Origin of the sequence: Halomonas sp. H5, assembly GCF_050613175.1 — a bacterium.
In the GTDB taxonomy this organism is placed as follows: domain Bacteria; phylum Pseudomonadota; class Gammaproteobacteria; order Pseudomonadales; family Halomonadaceae; genus Bisbaumannia; species Bisbaumannia salifodinae.
Map to the genome: position 1 here is coordinate 1,438,236 of NZ_CP192510.1, position 11,926 is coordinate 1,450,161.

11 protein-coding genes are annotated in these 11,926 nt (G+C 67.3%); 4 read left to right on the plus strand and 7 right to left on the minus strand.

Annotated elements, in window-relative coordinates; all coding sequences use genetic code 11:
- Positions 1 to 163: 163 nt before the first annotated feature.
- Positions 164 to 1,540, minus strand: coding sequence for a glutamine synthetase family protein (locus ACQ1W9_RS06565; RefSeq protein ID WP_431025876.1), 1,377 nt, complete (start codon positions 1,538 to 1,540; stop codon positions 164 to 166).
- A gap of 249 nt (positions 1,541 to 1,789) precedes the next feature.
- Here ACQ1W9_RS06565 and ACQ1W9_RS06570 point away from each other — a divergent pair, with 249 nt between their 5' ends.
- From ACQ1W9_RS06570 to ACQ1W9_RS06580, 3 genes are read left to right on the plus strand one after another with little or no spacing between them, the layout of a single operon-like run.
- Positions 1,790 to 2,578 carry a gamma-glutamyl-gamma-aminobutyrate hydrolase family protein gene (locus ACQ1W9_RS06570; RefSeq protein ID WP_431025877.1) on the plus strand — a complete coding sequence of 263 codons (789 nt, stop codon included), beginning with the start codon at positions 1,790 to 1,792 and terminating at the stop codon, positions 2,576 to 2,578.
- A gap of 24 nt (positions 2,579 to 2,602) precedes the next feature.
- A complete protein-coding gene (locus tag ACQ1W9_RS06575) occupies positions 2,603 to 3,979 on the plus strand; it encodes an aspartate aminotransferase family protein (RefSeq protein ID WP_431025878.1) in 1,377 nt (458 codons plus the stop codon).
- Positions 3,976 to 5,484, plus strand: a complete 1,509-nt coding sequence (locus ACQ1W9_RS06580; RefSeq protein WP_431025879.1) for an aldehyde dehydrogenase — start codon at positions 3,976 to 3,978, stop codon at positions 5,482 to 5,484. The genes ACQ1W9_RS06575 and ACQ1W9_RS06580 overlap by 4 nt, the downstream gene beginning before the upstream one ends.
- Positions 5,485 to 5,818: 334 nt before the next feature.
- Here ACQ1W9_RS06580 and ACQ1W9_RS06585 read toward each other — a convergent pair whose 3' ends face one another.
- From ACQ1W9_RS06585 to gatC, 6 genes are all read right to left on the minus strand, one after another.
- Positions 5,819 to 6,118 (minus strand): tautomerase family protein, encoded by a 300-nt coding sequence (locus ACQ1W9_RS06585; RefSeq protein WP_431025880.1) that lies wholly within the window; start codon positions 6,116 to 6,118, stop codon positions 5,819 to 5,821.
- Between the two features lie 51 nt (positions 6,119 to 6,169).
- Positions 6,170 to 6,598: a hypothetical protein gene (locus ACQ1W9_RS06590; protein WP_431025881.1), complete on the minus strand. Its 429-nt coding sequence runs from the start codon at positions 6,596 to 6,598 to the stop codon at positions 6,170 to 6,172.
- Between the two features lie 191 nt (positions 6,599 to 6,789).
- Positions 6,790 to 7,341, minus strand: coding sequence for a cupin domain-containing protein (locus ACQ1W9_RS06595; protein WP_431025882.1), 552 nt, complete (start codon positions 7,339 to 7,341; stop codon positions 6,790 to 6,792).
- Positions 7,342 to 7,393: 52 nt separating this feature from the next.
- Positions 7,394 to 8,860: an Asp-tRNA(Asn)/Glu-tRNA(Gln) amidotransferase subunit GatB gene (gene gatB / locus ACQ1W9_RS06600; protein ID WP_431026418.1), complete on the minus strand. Its 1,467-nt coding sequence runs from the start codon at positions 8,858 to 8,860 to the stop codon at positions 7,394 to 7,396.
- Positions 8,860 to 10,320 (minus strand): Asp-tRNA(Asn)/Glu-tRNA(Gln) amidotransferase subunit GatA, encoded by a 1,461-nt coding sequence (gene gatA, locus ACQ1W9_RS06605; RefSeq protein WP_431025883.1) that lies wholly within the window; start codon positions 10,318 to 10,320, stop codon positions 8,860 to 8,862. Before gatA ends, gatB begins: the two co-directional genes overlap by 1 nt.
- A gap of 44 nt (positions 10,321 to 10,364) precedes the next feature.
- Entirely contained in the window at positions 10,365 to 10,652 is a 288-nt protein-coding gene (gene gatC / locus ACQ1W9_RS06610; RefSeq protein ID WP_346063406.1) for an Asp-tRNA(Asn)/Glu-tRNA(Gln) amidotransferase subunit GatC, read from the minus strand.
- Positions 10,653 to 10,854: 202 nt separating this feature from the next.
- On the opposite strand from gatC, the gene ACQ1W9_RS06615 reads away from it, so the two are divergent.
- Positions 10,855 to 11,892, plus strand: coding sequence for a rod shape-determining protein (locus ACQ1W9_RS06615; protein ID WP_431025884.1), 1,038 nt, complete (start codon positions 10,855 to 10,857; stop codon positions 11,890 to 11,892).
- The last annotated feature ends 34 nt before the right edge of the window (positions 11,893 to 11,926 follow it).

Genomic DNA, 11,926 nt, shown 5'->3' on the forward strand with positions numbered 1-11,926 from the left:
CCGTGTTTATCGTTGTGGCTGTCGGTATGGCGGTGGGCTGATCTGGCGGCAGGCGCTTCGCAAAGACGCTGTGAACCCATCCCTGGGCGCTCGACTTTTTCATCCCTGAAAAAGACGCTTTGCTACGGCCTGCCTCCAGCGCCCACCGCGCTAGGCTGGGCGATCAGACATGGCGTAGATACCAGTCGTACTCAAGCTGACTCACCGCCTGCATGGCCTGAGCCCGCTCGGCGCGGCGGTTGGCCACGAAGACGCGGATAAAGTCGCGGCCCAGGGCCTCGCCCAGCACCTCGTCGGCCTCCAGCAGGTCGAGGGCCTGCTGCCAGCTGTTGGTCAGGCTGTTCTCCACCTGGTCGTAGGCGTTGCCGGTGATCGCCGGCGGCGGGGTCAGCTCGCGGGTCAGGCCGTCATGCAGGGAGGCCAGCAGGGTGGCCAGCAGCAGGTAGGGATTGACGTCGGCGCCGGCCACCCGGTGCTCGATGCGGCGTGCCGCCCGCGGCCCGGAGGGCACGCGCAGGGCCACCGAGCGGTTGTCGAAGCCCCAGGTGGGGGCCATCGGCACATAGAGCCCCGGCTGCAGGCGGCGGAAGGAGTTGAGGTTGGGGGCGAACAGCGCCATGGCGCTGGGCATGCGCTCCAGCAGGCCGGCCACCGCCTGGTTGAGGCGGGCGCTGCCGAGCACATCGTCCCCGGGCTCGCTGAAGACGTTGTTGCCCTCGGCATCGAGCAGGCTGATATGCACATGGGTGCCATTGCCCGCCTCCTGGCCGTAGGGCTTGGCCATAAAGGTGGCCTCGAAGCCATGCTTGAGGGCCACGCCCTTGATCAGCCGCTTGAGCAGCACGGCGCTGTCGCAGGCCTGGACGGCATCGGCGCAGTGGATCAGGTTGACCTCGAACTGCCCCGGGGCGCACTCCTTGAGGGCGGTGTCCAGGGGCAGGCCCTGGATTTCGGCGGCGCTCTGGATCTCCTCCAGGAAGTCGGCGTACTCGTCCAGCTCCAGCATCGAGTAGAGCTGGCTCTGGGTGGCGCGCTCGCCGCTGCCCGGGGAGCGCGGCGGTTGGATCAGCCCCGCCTCGGTGCGCTGGCGGTCCACCAGGTAGAACTCCAGCTCCAGGGCCACCACCGGGGTCAGGCCCAGGGCGGTCAGGCGCCCCAGCACGCCGGAGAGCACCTGGCGGGGGTCGGCGAAGAAGGGCGACTCGTCGGGCTCCACCATGGTCATCAGCAGCTGACCCTGGCGGCCGCCGCGCAGCCAGGGCACCGGCATCAGGCTGCCGGGAATCGGCCGGCAGAGGCGGTCGCCGTCGCCGGTGGCCAGGCCCAGGCCGGTCTCCTCGATGGTGTTGCCGTTGATATCCAGGGCGAAGACCGAGGCGGGCAGGGCGATGCCGCTGCTGTAGGCCTTGGTCAGGTTGTCCCGGGGGATGCGCTTGCCGCGGATGACGCCATTGAGGTCGCTGATCAGCAGGTCGAAGCTGTCGATCTCCGGGTGGCGGTCGAGAAAGGCCTGGACGTCATCGGTGGGGGGGGAAGACATGGCGCTCACCTATGGGGCTTATGGTCGTTGTTGATGACCTTTATCCTTTCTCGGTGGGTGGGTGTTGTCAAATCCTTTACGTTTTTGTGGATCTTAGACTTTTGGATAAAGTGGATATTTTATAAATAAAAACAGTATATTATTTATGGTTTTCCGGTTTTTTCGGCGAGGGCGCTTGGAAAGATAAATCAACGGCGGTATGTTGAGTAAACCATAACAACGCCCGAGCGATCCTGCGAGGAGCCAGCCATGACGACACGACCCCTGGTGGGGGTGATCGCCTGCCGCCGTGAGGTGGAGGGGCACGCCGCCCAGATGGTGACCGACAAGTACCTGAGCGCCCTGCGTGAGTATGGGCTCAATCCGGTGATCCTGCCGGTGTGGAGCGATCAGGAAAATGACCGCGAGCTGGCCCGGGAGCTGCTCTCCCGGGTCGATGGGCTGCTGTTGACCGGCAGCTACACCAATGTGGAGCCCCATCGCTACGGCGCCGAGCGCGCGCCCCAGAATACCCGCGACGACCGGGATCGCGACGCCGCCGCCCTGACCTGGATCCACGCGGCCCTGGCCCTGGAGCTGCCGCTGCTGGGCATCTGTCGCGGCTTCCAGGAGCTCAACGTGGCCTTCGGCGGCAGCCTGCATCAGGCGGTGCAGGAAGTGCCCGGGATGCTCGATCACCGGGAGCCCGGCGGCGTCGACAAGGCCGCCCAGTATGCCCCGGTGCATGACCTGGAGCTGCGCGCCGGCGGCGCCCTGGCGGGCCTGCTCGGCGACACCCGCTCGCGGGTCAATTCGCTGCACCAGCAGGGCGTCGATCGCCTGGGCGAGGGGCTGGTGGCCGAGGCCTGGGCCCCGGACGGCCTGATCGAGGCGGTCTCGGTGGCGGATGCCGCCACCTTCGCCCTGGCGGTGCAGTGGCACCCGGAGTGGCGGCCCCGCGAGCATGCCCTCCACGATGCCCTGTTCCGCGGTTTCGCCGCGGCCTGCGCTGCCCGCCAGGGCGTCGCTTCCTCCTTTTCCCCCACTCAGCCGGCCTGAGGGCCCTTTCTGGAGACCTTACCCATGAATACCCGTGACTTTCAGGCCCTGGATCGTGCTCACCACCTGCACCCCTTCACCGACTTCAAGGCGCTGGGGGAGGAGGGCAGCCGCATCATCGAGCGCGCCGAGGGCGTCTATATCCATGACAGCGAGGGCAACCGCATCCTCGATGGCATGGCCGGCCTGTGGTGCGTCAACCTGGGCTATGGCCGCCGGGAGCTGGTGGAGGCGGCCACCGCCCAGTTGGAGCAACTGCCCTACTACAACAACTTCTTCAAGACCACCCACCCGCCGGCGGTGAAGCTGGCCGAGAAGCTGGTGCAGCTGGCGCCGGAGCATATCAGCCATGTCTTCTTCACCGGCTCCGGCTCCGAGGCCAACGACACCGTGCTGCGCATGGTGCGCCGCTACTGGGCCCTCAAGGGGAAGCCGGAGAAGCAGTGGATCATCGGTCGCGAGAACGGCTACCACGGCTCCACCCTGGCCGGCATGAGCCTCGGCGGCATGGACGCCATGCATGGCCAGGGCGGTCCCTGCGTGCCGAACATCGCGCATATTCGCCAGCCCTACTGGTTCGGCGAGGGGCGCGACCTGAGCCCCGAGGCCTTCGGTCGCGAGTGCGCCGCGGCCCTGGAGGCAAAGATCCTCGAGCTCGGCGAGGAGAACGTCGGCGCCTTTATCGCCGAGCCGGTGCAGGGCGCCGGCGGTGCCATCATGCCGCCGGAGAGCTACTGGCCGGCGGTCAAGGCGGTGCTGGCCAAGTACGATATCCTGCTGGTCGCCGACGAGGTGATCTGCGGTTTCGGGCGCCTCGGCGAGTGGTTCGGCAGCGTCCACTATGACCTCAAGCCCGACCTGATGCCCATCGCCAAGGGCCTCTCCTCCGGTTACCTGCCCATCGGCGGCGTACTGGTGGGGGAGCGGGTGGCCAACACCCTGATCGAGGAGGGCGGCGAGTTCTTCCACGGCTTCACCTACTCCGGGCACCCCACCTGCGCCGCCGTGGCGCTGAAGAACCTGGAGCTGATGGAAGCCGAGGGCGTGGTGGAGCGGGTGCGCGACGATCTCGGCCCCTACCTGGCCAAGCGCTGGAGCGAACTGGCCGAGCATCCGCTGGTGGGCCAGGCCCGCTCCCTGGGCCTGATGGGCGCCCTGGAGCTGATCGACCCGGCCACCGGCGAGCGCTTCGACAAGGCCCTGGGGGCCGGTAACCTGTGCCGCGACTTCTGCTTCGAGAGTGGTCTGGTGATGCGCTCGGTGGGTGATACCATGATCATTTCACCGCCCCTGGTGATCAGCCACGCCGAAATCGATGAACTGGTGAGCAAGGCCCGAGCGGCCCTGGACGCCACCGCGGCGCGCCTGGCCCGGACCCCGCAGCCGGAGGAGACCGCATGACCGCAAGCCAACGTCCCCAGAGCCGTGCCGACTGGCAGACCCTGGCCGACCGCCTGATCCCGAGCCTGGAGACCCGCGCCTTTATCGACGACGCCTTCGTCGATGCCGCCGACGGCGCGACCCTGGAAACCCTCAACCCGGCCAGCGGCGAGACCCTGGCGCATATCGCCAGCTGCGACGCCGCCGACGCCGAACTCGCGGTGGCGGCGGCCCGGGCCGCCTATGCCCGGGGCGACTGGTCGCGGCGCTCGCCGGCAGGCCGCAAGCAGACGCTGCTGCGCCTCGCCGACTTGATGGAGGCCCACAAGCACGAGCTGGCGCTGCTCGACACCCTGGACATGGGCAAGCCGGTCTCCAGCTCGCTGGGCGATATGGCCGGCGCCATCGGTAGCGTCCGCCATCAGGCGGAATCCATCGACAAGGTCTATGGCGAGGTGGCGCCCACCGGCGACGACAGCCTGGGCCTGGTGCTGCGTGAGCCCCTGGGCGTGGTGGCCTCCATCGTGCCCTGGAACTTCCCGCTGATGATGACCGCCTGGAAGATCGCCCCGGCGCTGGCCGCCGGCAACTGCGTGATCCTGAAGCCCTCGGAGAAGTCGCCGCTGTCGGCGCTGCGCCTGGCGCAGTTGGCCAAGGAGGCGGGCCTGCCGCGGGGCGTCTTCCAGGTGCTGCCCGGCTACGGCCACACCGTGGGCAAGGCGCTGGCGCTGTCCATGCAGGTCGACTGCCTGGCCTTTACCGGCTCCACCCAGGTGGGCAAGCAGCTGATGCAGTACGCCGGCCAGTCCAACCTCAAGCGGGTCTACCTGGAGTGCGGCGGCAAGTCGCCCAACCTGGTCTTCGCCGACTGCAAGAACCTGGACAAGGTGGCCCGGCACGCCGCCGCGGCGATCTTCCATAACCAGGGCGAGGTGTGTATCGCCGGCTCGCGCCTGCTGGTGGAGAATTCGATCCGCGAGGCCTTCGTCGACAAGGTGGTCGAGGCCGCGAAGAGCATGCAGCCCGGCGACCCCCTGGATCCCGCGAGCTTTATGGGCGCCATGGTCGACGAGACCCAGTATCGCCGGGTGCTCGACTATATCGCCAAGGGCGCCGAGGAGGGCGCCCGGCTGCGCGCCGGCGGCACGGCCCTCGAGGGAGCCGGCTACTTTATCCCGCCCACCGTCTTCGACGGGGTGACCCCGGCCATGACCATCGGCCGCGAGGAGATCTTCGGCCCAGTGCTTTCGGTGTTCGGCTTCGATAGCGAGGACGAGGCGGTGGCCATGGCCAACGACAGCGACTACGGCCTGGCCGCGGGGCTGTGGAGCCAGGATATCGACCGCGTCATGCGGGTGTCGCGCAAGCTCCACTCCGGGCAGGTGTTCGTCAACAACTGGGCCGGGGGGGATCAGACGGTGCCCTTCGGCGGGGTCAAGCAGTCCGGCAACGGCCGCGACAAGTCCCACCATAGCCTGGCGGAGTATACCGAGCTCAAGACGGTGTGGATGTCGCTAGAAGGCTAGGCTATGTCCGAAAACTGGCTGCGCTCGGCCATACGGCGTTAAAAAACGGCTCAAAGTACTCATTTACACCCCGTAAACTCGTACGCGAGCCCGGTCCGTCTTTTCGCCGATTTTTGCCTTGTCTGACCTTCGCTCGCCGACTTTTCAGACAAAGCCTAAGCGCCACCATCAAACGAGCGATGCACTGATAGGCGGATGTCTGCCTCTATCGGTTTGCCGGCCTCTACGGGGCCGGCTTTTTTGTGGGTCGGTGTCGGAGACCCACAAGCCAGAAGCGCCTCGGGCCCGGCATTGCCGGGCCCGAGTGCGTATTCGGAGAAGCCTCGCGCGGCGCTTAGGCGCCGTTGCTCTCCTTGGCGGCGCGACGCTTGGCCACCGACTCCCCGGCCATGCCGAAGTGCTGGGTGGAGACATCGGAGAGCAGGATGCGCACGCTCTCCGGGGTGCAGTCGATGGAAGCCACGCAGGCCTCGGTGACCTTCTCGATCAGCGCCTCCTTCTGGGCGTCGCTGCGGCCTTCGATCAGCTGAATATTGACGATGGGCATGCTCGGAATCCTTTTGTAGAAATGATTTTCACAAATATGATTCCAGCTTCCTCGGTGGCTGTCAAAGCGACCGGGGAATAAGCGCAATAAAATGCCCGCTACCCTAGGGTAGCGGGCACTCGTGCCGTGCTGGGCGGCTTAGTTGCGGCCGCCGGCACCACCGGCACCACCGCCGGCACCGCCGCCGCCGGCACCGCCGCCGCCGGCACCACCGCCACCGCCGCCACCGCCGGCACCGCCATTTCCAGCAGCGCCGCCACCGGCACTGCCAGCACCGCCGGCACCGGACTCGCTACGGCCGTCGCTAGCACTCTCGGACACGGCCTGGCCGTCCACGCCGCCCTGGCTGACCGCCTCATGGGCTGTCTCCAGGCCGAAGTCGGCCGCCTCGGGCATGGCCTCATCCGCCAGGTGGCCCTCCAGGGTCTCGGCGGCCTGGTTGATGGCGGCGGGTTCGCTCTCTTCGACGACCACGTCATTGGTTGGTTGAGGCTCCTCTTCCTGGGCGTTGGCCAGCAGAGGTGTCAACAGTAGGGGGAGCGAGATCAGCAGTAATCGGAAGTGCATAAGGAGTACCTTTTTCGGGAAGTCATCGATCACTCGGCACCAGGCCGAAAGGAAACCCCTCGAGTTCGGATCTGCGCCGTTCCTGCCCGATTTATGCGCACGGGCTCTCTAAAGCATGGGGGTGCCCCGGCGTTCCGGTCAATGCCTTGTTCGAGGAGGGCGCCTTGGCGGCGCCGGGGCGGGGAGCGAGGCTAGAACGCCTTGGCGGGGGTGCAGCAACTGACCAGGCGGCAGGATGCCTTGCCGGCGTTGCGGAAGCGGTGGGGCACATTGGTATCGAAGTAGTAGGCCTCGCCGGGGCCCAGCACCCGGCTCTCGGCGCCCACGGTGATCTCGATCTCGCCCTCCAGCACCACCCCGGCCTCCTCGCCCTGGTGGGCGATCATCTCGCGGCCGGTATCGGTGCCCGGCGGGTAGGTCTCGATCATAAAGGAGAGCGCCCGGGCCTCCCGGTTGGCCCCCACCAGCTTGAAGATCACCTCGCCGCTGCCCATGTCGGCCAGCTCGTCGGCGGAGTAGAAGACCTGGTCGCGGCTCTCCAGGTCCATGGTGAAGAAGTCGCCGACGCCCATGGGAATGGCGTCGAGGATCTTCTTCAGGGAGCTCACCGAGGGGCTTACCTTGCCCTGTTCGATCAGCGACAGGCTGGAGTGAGTGACCCCGCAGCGCTTGGCCAGCTCGCGCTGGGAGATGCCCCTCAGGTTGCGCAGGGCGCGCAGTCGCGCGCCGACATCGTCTGCCATGGGTCGTCCTCTGAAGTCGAAGGGGCGGGCCGCGGCGGCCCGCCTCCGCTGCTCAACACAGGGCGTCGAGCTTTTCCTTGAGCAGGGTGTTGACCTGCTGGGGGTTGGCGGTGCCCCGGGAAGCCTTCATCACCTGGCCGACGAAGTAGCCGATCATCTTGCCGCGCTTGTCCGGCTCGGCGTCGCGATACTGGGCCACCTGGGCGGGGCTGTCGGCAATCACCTGGTCGATCATCGCCTCGATGGCGCCGCTGTCGGTGACCTGCTTCAGCCCCTTGGCTTCGATGATGGCGTCGGCGGCATTCGCTTCACCGCCGCCCTCGCCATTCCACAGCGCCTGGAAGACCTGCTTGGCGGCCTTGCCGTTGATGGTGTCGTCGAGCACCCGAGCGATCAACTGGCCCAGCTGAGCGGCAGAGACCGGGCTGTCCTCGATGGCCAGGCCCTCGCGGTTCAGCGCCCCGGACAGCTCGCCCATCACCCAGTTGGCGGCGGGCTTGGCGTCGCCGCAGGCGTCCTTCACCGCCTCGAAGTACTCGGCCATCTCGCGGGTGGCGGAGAGCACGCTGGCGTCGTAGGCGGAGAGGCCGAGCTCGCTCTGGAAGCGCGCACGCTTCTCGTCGGGCAGCTCCGGCAGGTTGTCGCGCAGGTGGTCGACGTAGGCCTGGTCGAGCACCACCGGCAGCAGGTCCGGGCAGGGGAAGTAACGGTAGTCGTTGGCCTCCTCCTTGGTGCGCATGCCGCGGGTCTCGTCGCGCTCGGGATCAAACAGGCGGGTCTCCTGGACCACCCGGCCGCCGTCCTCGATCAGTTCGATCTGGCGCTCCACCTCATAGGCGATGGCCCGCTCCACGAAGCGGAAGGAGTTGACGTTCTTGATCTCGGCGCGGGTGCCGAATTCCGCCTGGCCCTTGGGGCGCACCGAGACGTTGACGTCGCAGCGCATCGAGCCCTCGGCCATATTGCCGTCGGAGATGCCCAGGTAGGTGACGATGGAATGGATCGCCTTGAGGTAGGCCGCCGCTTCCTTGGCGCTACGCATATCCGGCTCGGAGACGATCTCCAGCAGCGGCGTGCCGGCCCGGTTGAGGTCGATGCCGGTCATGCCGTGGAAGTCCTCGTGGAGCGACTTGCCGGCGTCCTCCTCCAGGTGGGCGTGGTGCACCCGGATGCGCTTGGTGCCGCCGTCGTCGAGGGTGATCTCCACCTCGCCGGCGCCGACGATGGGGTGATACATCTGGCTGGTCTGGTAGCCCTTGGGCAGGTCCGGGTAGAAGTAGTTCTTGCGATCGAACACCGAGACCTCGGGGATCTCGGCATGGATCGCCAGGCCGAACTGCACCGCCATGGCCACGGCGGCTTCGTTCAACACCGGCAGCACCCCGGGCAGGCCCAGGTCCACGGCGCAGGCCTGGGTGTTGGGCTCGGCGCCGAAGGCGGTGGAGGCGCCGGAGAAGATCTTCGACTTGGTGGCCAACTGAACGTGGACCTCCAGGCCGATCACGGTCTCCCAATCCATCATGCGGTCTCCTTGGCGAAATCGGGGCGGCGCAGGTGCCAGTCGCTGGCCTGCTGGAACTGGTGGGCCACGTTGAGCAGTTGGGCCTCGGCGAAGTGGCTGCCGAGGATCTGCAGGCCCACCGGGCGGCGGCCGACGAAGCCCGCCGGCACGCTGATGCCGGGAATGCCCGCCAGGTTGATGGCGATGGTGTAGATGTCCTGCAGGTACATGGAGACCGGGTCCTTGTTGGCGCCCAGGTCGAAGGCCGGGGTGGGGGAGGCCGGCCCCATCAGCACGTCGACCTCCTCGAAGGCGTCGAGGAAGTCCTGGCGGATCAGCCGGCGCACCTGCTGGGCCTTGGTGTAGTAGGCGTCGAAGAAGCCCTCGGAGAGGGTGTGGGTGCCGATCAGGATGCGTCGCTTGACCTCCTCGCCGAAGCCCTCGGCGCGGGAGCGCTTGTAGAGATCGATCAGGTCGGTCGGATCATCGCAGCGGTGGCCGAAGCGCACGCCGTCGAAGCGCGACAGGTTGGAGGAGGCCTCCGCCGGGGCGATGACATAGTAGGCGGGGATCGCCAGGTGAGTATGCGGCAGGCTGACCTCGCGCACCGTGGCGCCCAGCGATTCGTAGACCCGGATGGCCGCCTGGACCGCCTCGGCGACTGCCGGGTCGAGGCCCTCGCCGAAATACTCCTTGGGCAGGCCGATCTTCAGCCCCGACAAGGAGTCGTCGAGGGTGGCGGTGTAGTCTGGCACGCCGCGGGCCACGCTGGTGGAGTCGCGCACGTCGTGACCGGCGATGGCGCCCAGCAGCAGGGCGCAGTCTTCCGCGGTGCGGGCCATGGGGCCGGCCTGATCCAGGCTCGAGGCGTAGGCGATGATGCCGTAGCGGGAGACGCGACCGTAGGTGGGCTTCAGGCCGGTGATGCCGCAGAAGGCCGCCGGCTGACGGATCGAGCCGCCGGTATCGGTACCCAGCGCCGCCGGCACCAGGCCCGCGGCCACCGCGGCGGCGCTGCCGCCGGAAGAACCGCCGGGCACGGCGCCGAGGTCCCAGGGGTTCTTCACCGGGCCATAGAAGCTGTTCTCGTTGGAGGAGCCCATGGCGAACTCGTCCATATTGGTCTTGCCGAGGCTCACCGTGCCGGCGGCCTGGAGCTTCTCCACCAGGGTGGCGTCGTAGGGCGCCTCGAAGTTGTCGAGCATCTTCGAGCCGCAGGAGGTCTTGACGCCCTGGGTGCAGAAGATGTCCTTGAGCGCCAGGGGCAGGCCGGTGAGCGGGCCCGCCTCACCCTTGGCGCGGGTGGCGTCGGCGGCGTCGGCGGCGGCCAGCGCCCGCTCGGCGGTGACGCTGATAAAGCTGTTGAGCTCGCCGTCGAGGCGATCGATGCGCCCGAGCAGCGCCTGGGTCAGTTCGCGGCTTGAGAACTCGCCGGCCTCCAGGGAGACGGCCAGTTCGCGGAGGGTCTTGTCATGCATCGGGTGAGTGTCTCCGGGTCGGGACAGGGTAACGTCGGGCGCGATCACTCGACCACGCGGGGCACCAGGTAGAGGCCGTTCTCCACCGCCGGGGCGCAGCGCTGGAAGGTCTCGCGCCGGTCGACTTCGGTGACCTCGTCGGCGCGCAGCCGCTGGGTGGCGTCCAGGGGGTGCGCCAGGGGGGCGACCCCCGTGGTGTCGATGCCCTGGAGCTGGTCGACCATCGCCAGGATATTGCTCAGGTCGTCCAGGTAGCGGTCGGCGTCCGCGTCATCCAGCGCCAGGCGCGCCAGATGCGCCGCGCGCTGCACATGGGTCTGTTCAAGCGCCATGATCGGAATTCCTTAACAGGATGAACATCGACCGACAGGCTGCCACGGGGCGAGGCCCATCGGTACGGGGAAAATAACGCCAAAAGGTACCATATCTTGGCCGCGCTGGCAGGCGTTGTCGCTTGCCGCTTCCGGGTGGCGATGATACCGTTTGCCTCCGCACAGGGTTCCGGTTCCGGTCTGCACTAGGTGAAAGACTTTCATGTTTAAACGTTTAAGGGGGTTGTTCTCCAGCGATCTGTCCATCGACCTGGGAACGGCCAATACGCTGATCTATGTCCGTGGACGGGGCATCGTGCTGGATGAACCGTCGGTGGTGGCGATTCGCCAGGCCGGCAATATGCGCAGCGTGGCTGCGGTGGGTTCGGATGCCAAGCGCATGCTGGGCCGCACCCCGGGTAACATCACCGCCATCCGGCCGATGAAGGATGGCGTGATCGCCGACTTCACCGTGACCGAACAGATGCTCCAGCACTTTATCCGCAAGGTGCATCAGAGCACCTTCCTGACCCCCAGCCCGCGGGTGCTGGTCTGCGTGCCCTGCATGTCGACCCAGGTCGAGCGTCGCGCCATCAAGGAGTCCGCCGAGGGCGCCGGGGCTCGCGAGGTGTTCCTGATCGAGGAACCCATGGCGGCGGCCATCGGCGCCGGCCTGCCGGTGGAGGAGGCTCAGGGCTCCATGGTGGTGGATATCGGTGGCGGCACCAGCGAGATCGCCATCATCTCGCTCAATGGCGTGGTCTATTCCGAGTCGATCCGCGTCGGCGGCGACCGCTTCGATGAGGCGATCATCGCCTATGTGCGCCGTCACTATGGCAGCCTGATCGGCGAGGCCACCGCCGAGCGCATCAAGCAGGAGATCGGTTGTGCCTATCCCGGCGCCGAGCTGCGCGAGATCGACGTGCGCGGCCGCAACCTGGCCGAGGGCATTCCGCGCAGCTTCACCCTCAACTCCCACGAGATCCTCGACGCCCTCCAGGAGACGCTCTCCTCGATCGTTACCGCGGTGAAGAGCGCCCTGGAGCAGTCGCCCCCGGAGCTGGCCTCGGATATCGCCGAGCGCGGCCTGGTATTGACCGGTGGTGGGGCCCTGCTGCGTGATCTGGACAAGCTGATTCAGGAAGAGACTGGCCTGCCGGTGATCGTCGCCGAGGACCCGCTGACCTGCGTGGCTCGCGGTGGCGGCAAGGCGTTGGAGATGATCGACCAGCATACCTTCGAGCTGCTTTCCAGCGACTGATTTCCGGGCCGGGCTGACTTCGGGGAGAACGCCT